The sequence below is a fragment of the Clostridium sp. AF22-10 genome, assembly GCF_003478725.1.
Classification (GTDB): domain Bacteria; phylum Bacillota; class Clostridia; order Lachnospirales; family Lachnospiraceae; genus Otoolea; species Otoolea fessa.
Genome location: NZ_QUFZ01000002.1, coordinates 150,661 through 167,901 on the forward strand (window position 1 = coordinate 150,661; position 17,241 = coordinate 167,901).

Below are 17,241 nucleotides of genomic sequence, written 5' to 3' on the forward strand. Positions count from 1 at the left end.
TAAATAATTATAGTATAAATTTATAAATATTGCAATCACTTATTTGAAATTTTAGTCAAAATTTCCGTCATATTGTCATAAAGTGACGGACGATTTGCAGATTTTAGCACAACCGATATATATTCCTTGCCATCGTCCCCATCGCTCGCCATGATCAGGCAGTAGCCAGCCGCCTGTGTGGTGCCAGTTTTGCCGCCTAAGACAGTCACTCCCTCCGGTGCCTCGCGGTCTCCCTTCAGATACCAGTTGCCAACCTTCCAGACCTGCTGTTTTGCGGCTCCATTTGCATCGGTATAATCAGCTGTATAAGACTGCGCGTTAATGATCTCACAAAACAGCGGCAGTTTAAGCGCCTCGTTGAAAATCAGATAGAGATCATATGCCGTTGTATAGTGGTCGGTGCTGTGCAGACCATTTGCATTGACAAAATGCGTGTGGGTCGCACCGAGTTCCTTCGCTTTCGCATTCATCTTCTCCACAAACGCATCCGTGCTTCCGGCGATATGATCCGCAATTGCATTGGCTGCATCGTTGCCGGACGGAATCATCAGTCCGTATAAGAGCTGCTCCAGCGTAAAGGTATCGCCCGGCTTGATGCCTGCCATCGAAGCGCCTGCCTCGCGGATCACGACATCGTCATTTGCCGTCACCGCATCGGAAAGATTGCCTTCCTCGATCGCGATGATCGCCGTCATTACCTTCGTGATGCTCGCCGGGTACATCTGGTCATAGATGTTCTTACCATATATAACGCTGGAGTCGGTCACATCAAACAATGCGCCCGCCTGCGCCGTCACCGCATCATCTGGAGCAATATCGCCGTCTGCAGATTCCGGTACGCAGAGAGAAGAGGCAAAAAAGGGCGCCAGCCCGGCACCTGCCGCTGGCGTCATCTGCGCTTCCCGTTCTTGAAATGAATATGCCTGTTCCAGACCGCGGGCACCACAGCCGGTCAGCATGCCGATACCGCAAAGCATCAGTGCGCCCGCAAGTCCGATTGTCTGTTTTCTCATTTGTACATCTCCCGCCATTCCATATCGCCGCGGTCAAGCGCCTTGACGAGAAGCTCTGCCGTCGCCAGGTTTGTCGCCATCGGGATATTGTGAATATCACAGAGGCGGACAACATCATTAACATCTGGCTCATGCGGCTTCGGCGCCAACGGATCGCGCAGGAAAATCAGCAGATCGATCTGATTGTGTTCGATCTGTGCGCCGAGCTGCTGGGAACCTCCCAGATGACCCGGCAGATATTTATGGAGGGTCAGATTCGTAACCTCCTCAATCAGGCGGCCTGTCGTTCCTGTCGCATAGAGTTCATGCTTGCTCAGGATGCCGCGATATGCGATACAGAAGTTCTGCATCAGTTTTTTCTTCGCATCATGTGCGATTAACCCGATATACATCTATACCTGCCTCCTTAATGATTCCTATTTTTCATAACCATAAAATTCAATTTCCATGCAGCTTCACAGTCCATGCATGTACTTACTGAACGGTTACGTTATTTCGTTGCAATCCAACATTGAGAACAACTCCCATTCCGATAAACATACTGAGCAGCGAACTAAGTCCGGAGCTTATGAAAGGAAGCGGAAGACCCGTGTTCGGGAAGATTCCCGTGGCTACCGCAATGTTGGCAAAACTCTGGAACGCCAGAAGCGCCGCCATGCCCGATGCAATCAGACGTCCAGCTGTGTCTTTTGCGCGCGCCGCAATCCAAAGGCACTCATACACCAGCAGCGCATAGAGGGCAATGACCGCCACGCCGCCGACAAACCCAAGCTCCTCTCCGATAACAGCGAAGATAAAGTCCGTCTGTTCCTCCGAGAGGAAATTTCCATTCTTGACGGAGCTTAATGTGTTGTTAAAAAGCCCCTTGCCGCGTAGCTGCCCGGAGCCGATCGCCATCATGGAGTTATCCTGCTGACGGTTCAGATCCGTAAATTCACTGCTGCTGTGGAAAATCTTTCCCATGATACGCTGTGCCTGGTATTTCTGGAGAAACGGGATGAATCCCTGCAGCGACAGATAGATAAGCGCCGCAAATCCAGGTACCCCGACCGCCACCGCACCGGCAATCCATTTGTAACTGATACCGGCTACATAAACCATGCACAGAATCATGAAGCAGATGACGATGGTGGTGGAAAGGTTCGGCTGTAAATATACCATGCCGACCGGAAGGACACAGATAAGCGCCGTCATCCCCAATGTCTTTGGCTCATTGATTTTATCCCGGTTTCTGGAAAGAAAATTCGCCAGGATGAGGATCAGACCGATCTTTACAAACTCGGACGGCTGGATCTGAATCCCGCCGATCCGCAGCCAGCGGGTCGCGCCCTTGGTGGTACGTCCAAACAAAAGAACTGCCGCCAGCATTCCGGCACAGACCACATAAATAAGCGTGGTAAATCGGAAATACTGATGGTAATCAATCAAAGACAGAACCAGACAGATAATCAGGGATACAACCACTCCGATAACCTGTTTTATCACAGAGGAACGGTCCTGATTGCTGGCGCTCCCGACAACCAAAATGCCGAGAACACTCAGCAGAATCATATAAATGAGGGCTCGAAAGTTGTAATTTCTAAATTGGTAATCGAATATCATGCTGTAAATGGCTCCTTAAAGTAAGAACCGGCACCGACGCACAGACCGCCGGGAATACCTCCGCCGGCTGTTCTGAGGATGTCCTCAGAATCCGGAGTGTCACATCCCCCGGATCAATCTCCAGATAACGTGACACGCTCCTCAGGAAATCTGCGCGAATCAGATCCAGAAGTTCCGGCGAACAGCCGCCCGATCGGCAGTCAGAAGGTGTTTTAAACGCTTTCTGGCTATCTCGCCGGAATTCTTTTTCGTAAACAGTTCTGCAATCAGAATCATAGCGTCCCCTCCTATGCACGTTTGAGGAAGCCGGATATCCGGGACCAGAAGCCCGGAGACGCATCAAGCTGTATAAATGGTACCGATTCTCCAAGTATTCGTTTGCATATGTTTAAATATGCCTGCCCGGCATATCCATTCATGCCGACCAGCGGTTCGCCCTGATTCGTGGATATAACGATATCCTCATCGTCCGGGACTGTGCCAATCACAGGGACAGACAGAATATCCATCACATCATCCACCGACATCATATCGCCCCGGCGCACCATATCGCTCCGGATCCGGTTGATGATCAGGTCCATACGCCCGACCCCGGATGCTTCTAAAAGTCCGATGATCCGGTCAGCATCCCGTATCGCGGATACCTCCGGTGTCGTGACAATCAGCGCCCGGTCCGCCCCGGCGATCGCATTGCGAAAGCCCTGCTCAATCCCGGCGGGACAGTCAAGCAGTATGTAATCAAACTCTTCTCTTAAGTCTTCTACTAATTTTATCATCTGCCCCGGACTCACGGACGACTTGTCCCGCGTCTGGGCGGAAGGTAATAAGAACAGGTCAGGATATCTTTTGTCTCGAATCAGCGCCTGCTTCATCCGGCAGTTTCCCTCGATCACATCGACCAGATTGTAGATAATCCGGTTTTCCAGTCCCATGACGACATCCAGGTTTCTCAGACCGATATCGGTGTCGATGAGAACCACCCGTTTGCCAAGCATGGCAAGCCCGGTGCCGACGTTCGCTGAGGTTGTCGTTTTGCCGACGCCTCCTTTTCCGGAAGTAATAACGATAACTTCGCTCATAGGAACATCCTCCTGTATTCTGTTTTACCATTTTATTCTACTCTAAAAAGTAGAATAATTCCAGTCTTAAATCCATTAAATACGCTAAATAAAATGAAAATAATCTAAAAAACTTTTTTTGACCGATTCTACGTCAATGTTTCCACCGGATACCGATGCAATCATCGGTCCGCGCCCCATCTTTTTACCCTGGCTGCGCGTTTTGGCTGTCAGATCAGCAATCCGAGGTGCATCGGCGACATTGCCAGCGCGGTGATCACCGCGTCCTCACTTCCCGCCGCCCCAGCATGGGCGGAACCCGCCAGCGTGCCAAGGACAACGATATTGCCCCGTGCGCTGACACGCGCGCCGCGCTCCACATTCCCGATGATCACGATGCTCGCATCGGATTCCAGCAGATCGCCCCGGGATAAATTACCCTTATAAAATTGTCCCGTCCGGGCAGTCAGCTCCATCAGCCGCTCGGTCAGCGCCTTTTCACAGCGGGCGATGCGGTTAGCGTCAGTATCCAGCAGACAGAGAATCTCTATCTGGGAATTGGCGGTAATCGCATCCGTCACCTGCAGTTCCTCGATTGGGGTCAGTTCCCTCCCCTCCAGGGTCAGCGTCATCTGGGCGGATCCCCAGAATTTTTCACTTTCTTTAAACTTTTTCCCTACATCCTCCAGTAACTGTTCAAAGGGAGTGTCCGGATTCAGAATTACCGTCATACCGGACTTACATCCCTTTATTACTACGGAACTTTTCATAGTTCCATCACCTCTTAATCTCCATTGATTCGTTCATTGGACGCATCCAATGCTCCTGAATTCAGGATATCATCCAGACTCGCATAGCCATAGAAGTAACGATATACGTGTTTTGCCACCATCGCCGCATTCGAAGAAGAATATCCATTCGGGATACTGACCGTCACCGAAATTTCCGGATTCTCATACGGTGCAAACGAAATAAAGAACGCGTGGTTGCCCCGTTTCTGGGACTCCTGCGCCGTACCGGTCTTACCGGCACGTGTACGTCCAGACCATCAAACACACGCTTGGTCGAACTGTTGGTAACTACCTGGCGCATACCTTGTTGGACTGCATCCCAGGTGCTTGTCTGGAAATCAAGGGTTGACGCCACAGCCGGCGAATAATCCTTGACCAGATTACCCTGGGAATCCGTCTCCTTATCAATCAAGCTCAGATCATAGACCGTGCCGCGGTTGGCAAGCGCCGTCACATAGCGGGCAAGCTGCACGCTCGCAAACTGGTGCGTACCCTGTCCCATACTGGAACGCTCCGGATCGGTATCACTGATAGACGGCGTCGCCTCCGAGATTTCAATGCCCGAAGTCCGGTCCAAACCGAACATGGTCGCGTATTTTTTCAGCGTCTCCAGACCTTTCTCCGGTTTGTAGCTTCCATCTGCCTCTGTGGACAGGCGGTGCGCCACCTCCGAGAAGAAATAGTTACAGGAATTTTCGATGCCTCCCACGACATTTAACGGTCCGTGGAAGCCCGGATATTTCCAGCATCGGATCGGATTGCTGACTTCCTCATAAATACCGGTACAGTTAATCATATCAGAAAGCGTGATTGCCCCCTCTTCCAGACCTGCAATCGCCGTGATCGGCTTGAAGGTGGAGCCTGGTGCTTTCAGTGTCTGCGTCGCATTGTTTCGCAGCGGCAGCGACTGATCGGCATTTAGCTGGGCAAAATAGGTGCTGTCCGAAATCCGGTTGTTGTCATAGCTTGGATAAGATACCAGTGCCAGCACCTCGCCAGTCTTCGCGCTCGTCACGACACAGCTCGCCGTACACGGGTCAAGTGCCAGCTGCGCCGGTGTGATCTCAATATTGCGGATCTTATTCATCAGGAACTGGTACGCATATTCTTCCCCGCTGACACGCAGCAGGTTGACCTCATTCTCATCGTATGCAAGCACATTCTGGGAATAGAGCGCCATGCAGAGCTCGCGCCCGGTCACAACATTGTTATTGATTAAATACTGATAAATCAGTTTCTCGAATGCCGGATCCTGTTCCAGATCGCGGAAACAGTCGTCCAGCAGTGCCGTGAAGACATCGTCCGCATTCGAATACCGGCTCTGGATGTCCAGCTTCGTCGTATCGATCCAGTTGTTGGCAATTCCATAATATAAGTATTCCCGCAGACTGATCGTACCGTTCTTCCACGCCTGATACATGTCACTGGACGTATCGATCGCATCACGCTGGACAATCGCCTTGTTGCTGGAAGAAAGATACGAATAGATATACTGCATATATGCCTGCATTTCCTCTGAAAGCGCGTTCATCGGCGTTGCATTTTCAGACTGCAGTTCGCCCCGCAGTTCCTGTTCAATTCGCACGCGTGAGCTCTCGTACTTCTGATAAATCTGCTGTTCCACATCGGATGCCTCTTCGGAAGCAAAATTGTCAATCGAGAGGACGTTGTTGTTGATCAGCTGGAAGTATGCCTTCTTGATCGGTATCTTAATACTGGAAGAATCGATATAAGCGATATCTTTCTCATCCTGGTTGACAATCGTCTTTAACAAGACGCCCGCCAGCTGCTTCTCCAGAATGTGGTAAATACCCTTCTGAAGGTTCAGATCGAGGGTCAGCCAGATATCGTTGCCTGCCACCGGTGCGACTTCCCCGGTCACGCTTAGGATTCTTCCGACATTATCTACATATGCCGTCTGGGAACCTTTCTTACCCTTTAATTCCAGCTCCATCGAGGATTCGATGCCGGTACGGCCTACGACATCATTTAACTCATAGTCATCGTTGACCGCCTTTAACTCCTCCAGACGTTCGCTCGTTACTTTTCCCGTATATCCAATGATCGGCGCAAAGTAGAGGCTTTCATTGTACATACGGATCGTCGATTCCTGTATATTGACGCCCACCAGATCGGCTGCGTGCTCTAAAATGTCTGCAACGGTCTCATCGCTGATATCCGTCGCGATCGTTGTCGATTCGTACTTCTGGAACGCGGTAAAACGCATCGTGTAGCGGATACCGACGATCTGCAGCGCCACCTCATCCGAAACATCGATGGGATTGCCGTCTTTGTCAAGCGGGCGCCCGTCCCGGTTCTTATCGTCACCGAGTGTCAGGTGGTACTCCTTTTTCATCCGCTCCAGCAGATCTGGCGCTGAAATGTCGGACGGGTATTTTCCATCTGAATCGTCCATCTCATCCACATTTTTAAGACCATAATAATCACGCAGGAATCGCTTGCGTCCGGACTGTGTCTCGGAGGTATACACGACATTTCCATCGTGATCGAGCGTAAGCTCTAAACTGGTCTGTGCGCTCTCACCGTGTTTATTCAAGATCGATACCAGATCGTAGAGCATCGTGTTCCACTGTGCATCCGTCTTGTACGCACCGGTATCCTGTATGGTAACGTCGTATGCCAGTTCGTTGTACGCCAGCACATTGCCGTTCCGATCGTAGATATTACCCCGCGTGCTGGCAGTCTTTATGACTTTTTCCGTCATCGCTGTATATGCATCCTGATACTCTTCGCCCTTGATGATCTGCAGGTTGAACAACCGCATCACCAATGCGGACGACATCAGGCAGAACACAACCACCAGGACAAAAAGCCGGGAGGTAATCACTTTTTTGAACCATTCTCGCAGATATTCTTTCAGGTCATCAAACAATGTTCGAATCTCTCCTTTGTTCCCATTCTTTCAGTTTCCGGTTGATAAAAAGGAAAAACCGGTATACGACAAGCGTCGTAACCGTGGTAAATATGATCTCCGGGATAATGATGGAGACCAGATAATGCCCAAAATTCAGACGATTCCGTATCAGGAACCGGAATACATAGATGTACAGGTTATAGATTAAATCACTTGCCAGGCTCAAAAGCAGCGGCAGCGTGATGTAGTCTTCATAATAATACTTGTTGCAGATTCCACTGACATACCCCAGATTGATGAAAAACAGTGTATAAAAGCCAAATGGTCCACTGTAAAACAGATCCATAAAAAGACCTGCCACCAGCCCGTAGAACATCCCCCGCTCGCGCCCCTCGATGAAGCTGCACACAAACACCACAATCAGCAGCAGGTTCGGAGCCGAAGATAAGAAGGCGATCTGTGGGAACACGCAGATCTGGATCGTGAATGCCAGAATCAGCATGACAAGGTTAATCAGCAGCTTCCGCATTATTGTCGCCTCCATCCCCATTTTTCAGCTGGGTGATTACCAGTACCTCCTGCAGGTTATCAAAATCTGCAACCGGAATGATTGTACCGGATTTGGTTACGTTGTTGGCATCGGTCGTCAGCCCGGAGGCATAACCGATGAGAATGCCCGGCAGGAAAATATCACTGATGTTGGAGGTCACGATCTTGTCGCCCTCCTGGATATCTGCCTCTTTCTTGATATGGTCAAGTCCCAGCCGTCCATCCTGGTAAAGCGTCAGGTTGCCGGATACATTACAGGTATCGCCGGTCCGCAGGGACATGCCGCTGACGTTGCTGTCGTCATCGATGATCGCGCGGACAGTTGCATAGTTTGCCCCGACATCGGTTACAATACCGACCAGTCCGCCGCCTGCCATGACGTTCATATCTTCCTGGATGCCATCGTCCGCTCCCTTGTCGATCCGGAATACCTGAAACCAGTTTCCAGAGTCCTTTGCAATGACACGGGCGGCTATTTTTTTATACTGCATATATTCCTGATCAAGCTGATACAGCTCTCTGAGACGGTCTAACTCGTAAAGCTCCGACTGCAAGCGGTTGTTCTCTTCCACCATCTGATCCAGACGCATCTGGAGATTTTTGTTCTCCTCCTGCGCCTCCCGCAGGGAGGAAAAATTTTCAAGCGCATTGTAGAGACCTGTGCCGATCGCGTTGACGCCTGACTGCAGCGGTACCAGAACAAAACCGACACCCGTCCGAAGCGGCATCAGAAAGCTTGATTTGATAGACGTTGCTGTAATCAGCACAAGACAGAAGGCTGACATACCTGCCAGAATATACTTGCTGTTTTTCATAATGATAGTATTCCCCGTTCTTTGAAACTAAAATAGGCTTGTTCGCCGATAATCACATGATCCAAAAGCCGGATTCCCAGCATAGCGCCCGCCTCCTGAATCCGGACGGTCGTCCGCCGATCCTCCGCACTGGGGGTAGGATCCCCGCTCGGATGATTATGTACTAAAACGATGCTGGCTGCATGATAGCGCAGCGCCTCGATAAATATCTCCCTCGGAGACGCCGGAGAGTGATTGAAGGTTCCCCGAAACAGCAGGATATCCCGAATCAGCTTCTGCTTCGTATTGAGGATCATCAGGTGCATCTCTTCCTGCTCTTTGTGACGCATTTCCTCCATATAAAAGGCGGCGATCGCCTCCGGCGCCGTAAACGCAGGCGCTTCTGAAAGCGTCAAGGTGCGCCAGATCCGCTGTGACAGTTCTCCCACACACAAAAGTTCGATTCCCTTGACCCTGCCGATTCCTTTCTGCTCCATCAGTTCTGGAAGAGTCAGATGCAAAAGCCCTAAAATTCCCGGTGGCTGCGCCTGCGCCAGAATCCGGGTTGCCAAGGAAAGTGCCGACTCCTGCCGGTTTCCGGTCCGGATAAGGATCGCTAAAAGCTCGGCGTCCGTCAGTGCCCCAACTCCCTCCCTCTCACATTTTTCGTAGGGTCGGTCTTTTTCAGGGATATCTTTCATGGTAAGACGCCATCCAGCGGTCGGTTCAGAACTTTTTACTGGTTTCTCTGTTTCTTTTTTCATTGATTGTCCTCCTGCGTGCCTCTCCTCTGCATACAGAAAGCCATTCCCACCAGGCGGGATTCTTTGATTAAATCAGACGATATGCGATCAGTGCAATGACAACGCCGATGATGCTCGCCATCGTCACCCGGATTGACAGACCAAACGTGATAACCAGGATTCCTAAATCAAGAACAACCGGGTCCATCAGACCGAAGGATTGTCCGTAATTCAGCCACGACAGTCCCCTGACGCCGGATGCCATATTTCCGATAAATCCACCTAACACAATCCCTGTCATCAGGAGCAGCAGAAGAATCCAGAAATTTTTTGCTCGATTCATGATACCGAATACCGTCCCTTTCTATAATCTTTATTATCTTAGCACAAACTGCCGGAATGTGTATAGACAGTCCGGCAGATTTTTTTTTAAAGTTTTCTTAAAATTAATTACAAAATCATTCAAAAAACGTCATTTCTAGTCGATTTTGAGCTGCTCAGGTTTTACTATGCCTGCATCCAGAAGCTTCTGCAGGGACATTAAAATGCCTAACTTCGCATGGTACCAGGTCAGTCCGCCCTGGAAGAAGACGTTGTACGGCGGTTTGATCGGACCATCCGCGGAAAGCTCGATCGAGGATCCCTGGATAAAGGCACCTGCTGCCATAATAACCTGGGAATCATACCCCGGCATATCCCACGGTTCCGGCGATACATAGCTGTCAACCGGCGCCGCCGCCTGAATGCCCTGGCAGAACGCAATAACACCCTCCGGTTTTCCAAACGTGATCGCCTGAATGATATCATAGCGCGGCTCCGTGCTGTTCGGAACCACATCAAAGCCCAGGCGCTCATAGACGTTTGCCGCAAAGATAGCTCCCTTTAATGCGCCGGATACAACGGTCGGTGCCAGGAAAAGTCCCTGGAAGAAGGACTGGTTGACGCCAAGACTCGCGCCGACCTCCCGTCCGAGTCCCGGAGAACCAAGGCGGTACGCTGCATTTTCGATGCACTGTCTGGTTCCGGCGATATAGCCGCCGATCGGCGCCAGTCCGCCGCCCGGGTTTTTGATCAGGGAACCGACTACCATGTCCGCACCGAGATCGCTCGGTTCGATCCGCTCAACGAATTCGCCATAGCAGTTGTCTACCATACAGATCACTTCCGGTTTGATGGATTTAACAAATGCAATCAGTTCACCGATCTGCTCTGCCGAGAGGGTTGGACGGGATGCGTATCCCTTGGAACGCTGGATGGTTACCAGTTTTGTCTTCTCGTTGATCGCCGCGCGGATGCCGTCGTAATCGAAGGTTCCGTCCGGCAGCAGGTCAACCTGACGGTATGAAATGCCATACTCCCGCAGGGAACCGTTGGACTCGCGGATGCCGATCACTTCCTCCAGAGTATCATACGGTTTTCCCACCGGCGAAAGCAGCTCGTCGCCCGGGCGCAGGTTTCCGGCTAATGCCGTGTAGAGCGCGTGCGTTCCGCACACGATCTGCGGGCGCACCAACGCGTCCTCAGTGTGGAATACATCCGCATATACCTGTTCCAGCGTCTCACGTCCGAGGTCGTTGTAACCATATCCGGTTGTACCGGAAAAATGAATATCGCTGACGCGGTTTTTCTGCATCGCAGCGATTACCTTTAACTGATTGTACTCTGCATTGCCATCGATCTCTGTGAAACGGTCTTCCAGAGCCGCTTCGATTCTGGCTCCATATTCAAGCACTTCTTTCGAAATGCCGAGGTCGCCATACATTTTCTCTAACTCCATGGTGATTCCTTTCCTGTTGTCGGTTATTCGTAACTGTTCAGTACCTTCACAGTCACGCGCAAAAATCCATTAAAAATTGCCTACGGCAATGGGATTTTTGCCTGCTGACCCATGTTTTCGTACGGTCAGCGCAGTAAATGCGCAGACCTACTGAACAGTTACGGTTATTCTATAATTCTTTTTTTGTTTCTTTAACTTTTCTTGATTTTTACAACTTATAATTTAGAGTGTTCCATCCATCTTATGAATCACACTCCATAATACCCGCTTCCGCCGCTAATTCCTGCAGAATATGTTCCAGCACGCGTTCTCGGTCATTATCAAATTCCGGCAAATATAAGAAACGCACGTCGCGTTCCCGCCGGAACCAGGTAAGCTGACGTTTCGCAAAATGGCGCGTATCGCGTTTCAGGATATTGACCGCTGTCTCCAATGACATTTCGCCATTTAAATATGCCAGAATTTCTTTATATCCAAGTCCCTGCATCGCCACTGAATCACGCCTGCAGCCCATCGCCTGCAGCTGCCTCACTTCCTCGACCAGTCCCTCTTCCATCATCTCATCGATCCGCTTCTCGATCCGCTCATAGAGAACCGTCCGATCGGTATTTAATACATAATAGAAGAAATGGTACGGTGAAGTCTTTGCCCGCTCCGCCTCATTGTGGGCAGAAATCTTCTCGCCCGTCTGCTCATAATATTCCAGCGCGCGGATCACACGTTTTACATTGTTTGCGTGGATCGCCTCCGCCGATTCTGGATCGACCGCCCGCAGACGCTCATGCAGGACTTCTGCCCCCTGTTCGGCTGCCAGGCGTTCCATCTCCTCCCGAAACTGCGTATTTTCGTCGATCTGGGTGAAATCAATATCATTGAGCAGTGCCTGAATATAAAAGCCGGTTCCACCTGCCACGATCGGAATTTTTCCGCGGCTGTAAATATCTTCCGCCGCCGCGCGGGCAAGTGCCTGAAACCGCACGACATTGAAATCCTCAGTTGGCTCTAAAATATCGATCAGATGGTGCGGCACACCGTCCATCTCTTCCAGGCGTATCTTTGCCGTACCGATATCCATGTGGCGGTACACCTGCATCGAATCCGCGCTGATGATCTCGCCGCCGATCCGCCTGGCAAGCTGAATGGACAGCGCCGTTTTTCCGACTGCCGTCGGTCCGGTCAGGACAATCAGGGGCTTTTTTTCAGCCGCTTGTTCCAGATTTCCCATAAGACTTTCTCTCCTTTTAATGGGTTATACAATCCGTTTGAATTTCTTCTCCAACTCATATTTGCTCATCGATATGATCGTTGGGCGTCCATGTGGGCACGCATACGGATTTTTGAGTTCCAGAAGTTCATCGATCAGCTTGTCCGCTTCGGCAAATGATAATGTGTGATTGCCCTTGACCGCCGCCTTACACGACATCGTCGCCACACGCTCATTGATGAGATCCGGGGTTCCGCTTCCATTGCCCTCCGCCAGATCGTCGATCATCTCCATCAGAAGCTCGCGTTTTGCGACGGAAAAGAGGTTCGCCGGGACGGCACGCACCGCGTACTCCTTGCCGCCAAACGGCTCAATCTCAAATCCGATCGAAGTAAAATGTTCCATATACTGCTCTAATTTGAGCTGCTCACTGCTGTTGAGACTCAAAATGATCGGCGGATCGATCATCTGGGAGGTGTACTCCCTCTTTTGAAGGGATGCCATCGTCCGCTCATAGAGGATTTTCTCATGCGCCGCATGCTGATCAATGATGTACAGATTATCATGATACTCCACCAGCCAGTATGTGTCAAACAGCTGTCCAATCAGGCGGTGGTTCGCACGCGCCGGTTTGGTCAGGAGTTTATCTTCAAACAGATCCATCTGACGGGGCTTTTCAGATGGGGCGGACTGGGTCGTTCCCGTTGAAACAGATGCAGGAGATGCAGTTTGCCCCGCTGAAGCTGAGATGGATTCGCTGGAAGGCGCTGATGTGGCCGGCTCTGGCAGATCTGACTCTGTATTAATTGAAACATTTTCAACTCTGCCGGTTGTGTCGGTTCTTCCAAACACTTCATCGAACCGCCCCGTTCCTGACACAGCCGCATTTGATCCGCTGCCGTTTTCAGCCCCATATCCCGGCACATCTTCCGAGACCGACATCATTTCTGCCTGCGACGCCCCCAGACGTTTCGTCTCAAACGGTTCCGGATGTTCCTCACGGATACGGACTGGTTTTAAGGACGGACGGCTGCCCTGGCTGCTTTCCATCTTTCTGGTTGGAAGCTCCGGCAGCACTCCCTTTTCCAGCCCCGGAATCTTCAGCTCTTTCTCTGCATTCTTCTCATTCTCCAGCGAAACCGCCGGAATCAGTTCCCGGTTAGCGAGTGCCATCGCAATCGTATGGTAGACCGTCCGGTAGATCTGTTCGCCGTCCCTGAAACGGATCTCCATCTTCGCCGGATGGACGTTGACGTCAATATACGACGGATCGATCGTAAATTGCAGCATCGTAAATGGATACTTGTGCTGCATCATGAACGGTTTATATGCGTCCTCGATCGCCTTTCCGATGATACTGCTCTTGATATAGCGTCCGTTGATGAAATAATTTTCATACGTGCGGTTGCCGCGCGCGATCAGCGGCTTACCGATGAAGCCGCCTACCCGGATCGGATCAGCTCCGGCATCCACCTCAATCAGGTTTGCCGTGATCTCGCGTCCAAAGACCGCATAAATTATATCTTTTAAGTTATGATTTCCAGAGGTATGGAGACGGCTCTGGTTGTTATTGATGAAACGGATGGAGATTTCCGGATGCGACAGGGCAATCTTTTCGACTAAATCTGCCACATGGGACCCTTCTGTCGCCGGCGTCTTTAAAAACTTCCGGCGTACCGGTGTATTGTAGAACAGATCTCTGGCGATAAAGGTCGTACCTTCCGGCGCACCGACCTCCTCCAGTCCCAGTTCCTCGCCGCCCTCGATGCGGTAACGGGAACCGCTGATCGAATCGTTTGTTTTCGTGATCAGTTCCACCTTCGCCACCGACGCGATCGACGCCAGCGCCTCGCCGCGGAACCCTAACGATGCCACCTGAAACAAATCCGACGCCGTCCGGATCTTGCTGGTCGCATGGCGCTTAAATGCCAGTGGGATCTCCTCGCGTACAATGCCGCTTCCGTTATCCGTCACCCGGATCGTCTGCAGACCGCCGCCCTGAATCTCCACCGTGATCGCCGTCGCCTTCGAATCGATCGCATTTTCCAAAAGCTCCTTGACAACCGACGCCGGCCGTTCAATGACCTCGCCGGCTGCAATCTGATTGATTGTATTGGAATCCAAGACCTGAATCGCAGCCATCTATCTCCTCCACATCCTTCCTAAACTCTTTTTTACTGGTGCATCCACCGGTTTTTCAGCTTCGCCTGCAGCTTATCTAATGTATTGAGCGCATCCAGCGGAGACATCCGGTTTACTTCCAGTTCCATGATCTCCTTGATGATATCGTCCTCATTGACCGTGTCAAAGATCGACATCTGCTGCAGATCTACCTCGTCCGGTTTTGCCACCTTTTTGCGCGTCTGGGTTCCCGGACCATTTTCTGCAATCTCCTTCGCACGCGCTGTAATGTCGGCATCGCTCAACTCTTCCACCAGTTCTTTTGCCCGATCGATGACCGGAGCCGGAACGCCTGCAAGCTTCGCCACCTGGATGCCGTAGCTCTTATCGGCGCCACCCTTCACGATTTTACGCAAGAAGACGATATCGTCGCCCTGTTCCTTGACCGCGATACAGTAGTTGTTGACGCCGCTTAAGGTTCCTTCCAGCTCTGTCAGTTCATGGTAATGTGTCGCAAACAGCGTCTTAGCACCCAGAATCTTCGTATTACTAATATACTCCACAACCGCCCAGGCGATCGAAAGGCCGTCGAAGGTACTCGTACCGCGCCCGATCTCGTCGAGAATCAGAAGGCTGTTTTTCGTCGCATTCCGCAGGATATTCGCAACCTCGGTCATCTCCACCATGAAGGTACTCTGACCGGATGCCAAATCATCCGAAGCGCCCACACGGGTAAAAATACGGTCGCAGAGACCGATATCCGCCTCATCCGCCGGGACGAAGCTTCCGATCTGCGCCATCAGCGTGATCAGCGCCGTCTGACGCATATAAGTTGACTTACCAGCCATGTTCGGACCGGTAATGATCGAAATCCGGTTCTTTCCGTTGTCTAAATATGTGTCATTGGCGACAAACATCTCGCCGCCCATCATGCGCTCTACGACCGGATGACGTCCGTTTTTGATGCGGATGATGCCCTTTTCGTTGATATGAGGTTTCACGTAATTGTAACGCGTCGCCACCACCGACAGAGACGCCAGCACATCCGTCATCGCGATCGCACGGGCGGTACTCTGAATCCGGTTTACCTCGCCCGCGATCTGGTCGCGCACCTGGCAGAACAGATCATATTCCAGAGAAACCAGCTTGTCCTCGGCGCGAGAATGATATCTTCCAGCTCTTTCAGCCGGTCGGTCGTATAGCGCTCTGCGTTTGTCAGGGTCTGTTTACGGATGAAATAATCCGGCACCAGATCCTTAAAGGAATTAGTCACCTCAAAATAATAGCCAAATACCTTATTGAACTTGACTTTCAGGTTTTTGATGCCTGTCTTTTCGCGCTCGCTCTGCTCTAACTGTGCCAGCCAGTCTTTTCCTTCTGTCTTTGCATGACGCAGACGGTCTGCCTCCTCATGGTAGCCTTCCTTGATGATGCCGCCCTCGCGCACCGTGATCGGCGGCTCTTCCACGATCGCCTTGTCAATCAGTTCCTTCAAATCTGCCAGTGGGTCCAGAGCGGTTTCCAGGTTTTTAAGCAGCTCGCCTGAAAACTCCTTCAAAATCTGTTTGATATACGGAAACATCGCCAGTGAATTGCCAAACGCGATGAGATCGCGCGGATTTGCCGTCCGGTAACTGATGCGTCCGATCAGACGTTCGAGATCGTAGATCGGATTCAGATATTCGCACAGCTCCTCGCGGCTGATATAGTTCATGTTCAGCTCTTCGATCGCATTCTGGCGGCGCAGGATCTCCTCCCGGCTGATGAGCGGCTGCTCCACAAGTGTCCGCAGCATACGGGCGCCCATCGCCGTTTTCGTCTTATCAAGCACCCAGAGAAGTGTTCCTCGCTTCTGCTTTTCCCGGAGCGTCTCTGTAAGCTCCAGGTTCCGGCGCGTGGACGTATCCAGCATCATAAACTGTCCGGTCGTATAGACAGTCAGGCGCGTCAGGTGTTCCAGTGTATTTTTCTGCGTCTCATACAGATACTGCAGGACAGCACCCGCCGCGATCGCGCCCGTCTCATAGTCTGCCAGTCCCAACGCTTCCAGGTGCTCTACATGAAAATGTTCCCGCAGGATTCTCCGGCAGGAATCATCAGAAAAGAACCGATTTTCAAGTGCTGAGATCACGGCGTTTAACCGTACTTTCAAGTCCTCTAAATCGATTCCTGACATGTAAAAAGCCTCGTTGCAGATAAGCTCCGACGGCGAAAATTTATAAATTTCATCTAACAGACTGCGCTCGTTGCGAACCTCCGTCACAAGATAGTCGCCCGTGCTGACATCAACCGTCGAAACGCCGAATACACCGTCTATGTATACAATTCCCATCAGGTAATTGTTTTTTGATTCCTCCAGAACCTGTGAATTTGTCAGGGTTCCCGGCGTCACCACCCGGATTACCTCCCGCTTCACAAGTCCCCTTGCCTGTTTCGGATCCTCCATCTGCTCTGCGATGGCGACCTTATAGCCCTTCTGGACGAGACGGCTCAAATAACCCTCTACGGCATGATAAGGAACACCGCACATAGGCGCGCGTTCCTCCAGTCCGCAGTCTTTTCCAGTCAGGGTAAGTTCCAGTTCTTTCGAAACAGTCTGGGCATCCTCAAAAAACATCTCATAGAAATCGCCAAGACGATAAAACAGAATACAGTCCGGATACTGTTTTTTCGTCTCCAGATAATGAGTCATCATTGGTGAAAGTGCCACAATT

The 17,241-nt window shown here is 51.2% G+C and carries 14 protein-coding genes and 2 pseudogenes; all 16 read right to left on the bottom strand.

Going from position 1 to position 17,241, the window contains the following annotated elements:
- Positions 1–35 precede the first annotated feature (35 nt).
- Positions 36–1,013, bottom strand: a complete 978-nt coding sequence (locus tag DWX91_RS02170) for a D-alanyl-D-alanine carboxypeptidase family protein (protein ID WP_182431289.1) — start codon at positions 1,011–1,013, stop codon at positions 36–38.
- Entirely contained in the window at positions 1,010–1,405 is a 396-nt protein-coding gene (locus tag DWX91_RS02175; protein ID WP_022359519.1) for a methylglyoxal synthase, read from the bottom strand. Before DWX91_RS02175 ends, DWX91_RS02170 begins: the two co-directional genes overlap by 4 nt.
- An 82-nt stretch (positions 1,406–1,487) precedes the next feature.
- A complete protein-coding gene (locus tag DWX91_RS02180; protein WP_347560923.1) occupies positions 1,488–2,564 on the bottom strand; it encodes an FtsW/RodA/SpoVE family cell cycle protein in 1,077 nt (358 codons plus the stop codon).
- A gap of 28 nt (positions 2,565–2,592) precedes the next feature.
- On the bottom strand, positions 2,593–2,751 hold the full coding sequence (locus DWX91_RS17070; RefSeq protein ID WP_243033913.1) for a hypothetical protein: 159 nt from the start codon (positions 2,749–2,751) through the stop codon (positions 2,593–2,595).
- 151 nt (positions 2,752–2,902) lie between these two features.
- Complete coding sequence (gene minD / locus DWX91_RS02190; protein WP_022359515.1) at positions 2,903–3,694, bottom strand: septum site-determining protein MinD; 792 nt, start codon at positions 3,692–3,694, stop codon at positions 2,903–2,905.
- A 209-nt stretch (positions 3,695–3,903) separates the two neighbouring features.
- Positions 3,904–4,443, bottom strand: a complete 540-nt coding sequence (locus DWX91_RS02195) for a septum site-determining protein MinC (protein WP_412693810.1) — start codon at positions 4,441–4,443, stop codon at positions 3,904–3,906.
- 14 nt (positions 4,444–4,457) lie between these two features.
- Positions 4,458–4,649 (bottom strand): annotated as a pseudogene (locus DWX91_RS17825) (hypothetical protein); the annotation flags it as partial.
- Positions 4,607–7,267, bottom strand: coding sequence for a penicillin-binding transpeptidase domain-containing protein (locus tag DWX91_RS02200; RefSeq protein WP_412693812.1), 2,661 nt, complete (start codon positions 7,265–7,267; stop codon positions 4,607–4,609). The gene DWX91_RS02200 and the pseudogene DWX91_RS17825, both read right to left, overlap by 43 nt.
- 82 nt (positions 7,268–7,349) lie before the next feature.
- Positions 7,350–7,868, bottom strand: coding sequence for a rod shape-determining protein MreD (gene mreD / locus DWX91_RS02205; protein ID WP_022359512.1), 519 nt, complete (start codon positions 7,866–7,868; stop codon positions 7,350–7,352).
- Positions 7,849–8,703 carry a rod shape-determining protein MreC gene (mreC, locus tag DWX91_RS02210; RefSeq protein ID WP_106999850.1) on the bottom strand — a complete coding sequence of 285 codons (855 nt, stop codon included), beginning with the start codon at positions 8,701–8,703 and terminating at the stop codon, positions 7,849–7,851. Before mreC ends, mreD begins: the two co-directional genes overlap by 20 nt.
- Positions 8,700–9,446, bottom strand: coding sequence for a RadC family protein (radC, locus tag DWX91_RS02215; protein ID WP_118472324.1), 747 nt, complete (start codon positions 9,444–9,446; stop codon positions 8,700–8,702). The genes mreC and radC overlap by 4 nt, the downstream gene beginning before the upstream one ends.
- Before the next feature lie 67 nt (positions 9,447–9,513).
- Entirely contained in the window at positions 9,514–9,768 is a 255-nt protein-coding gene (locus DWX91_RS02220; protein WP_106999848.1) for a DUF4321 domain-containing protein, read from the bottom strand.
- Positions 9,769–9,903: 135 nt separating this feature from the next.
- The gene (locus tag DWX91_RS02225) at positions 9,904–11,202 is read right to left on the bottom strand and encodes an aminotransferase class I/II-fold pyridoxal phosphate-dependent enzyme (RefSeq protein WP_118472323.1); all 1,299 of its coding nucleotides are present in this window, start codon (positions 11,200–11,202) and stop codon (positions 9,904–9,906) included.
- A 241-nt stretch (positions 11,203–11,443) separates the two neighbouring features.
- Complete coding sequence (miaA, locus tag DWX91_RS02230) at positions 11,444–12,427, bottom strand: tRNA (adenosine(37)-N6)-dimethylallyltransferase MiaA (protein WP_118472322.1); 984 nt, start codon at positions 12,425–12,427, stop codon at positions 11,444–11,446.
- Between the two features lie 24 nt (positions 12,428–12,451).
- Entirely contained in the window at positions 12,452–14,548 is a 2,097-nt protein-coding gene (gene mutL / locus DWX91_RS02235; protein ID WP_118472321.1) for a DNA mismatch repair endonuclease MutL, read from the bottom strand.
- A 32-nt stretch (positions 14,549–14,580) separates the two neighbouring features.
- Positions 14,581–17,222 (bottom strand): annotated as a pseudogene (gene mutS / locus DWX91_RS02240) (DNA mismatch repair protein MutS).
- Between the last annotated feature and the right edge of the window lie 19 nt (positions 17,223–17,241).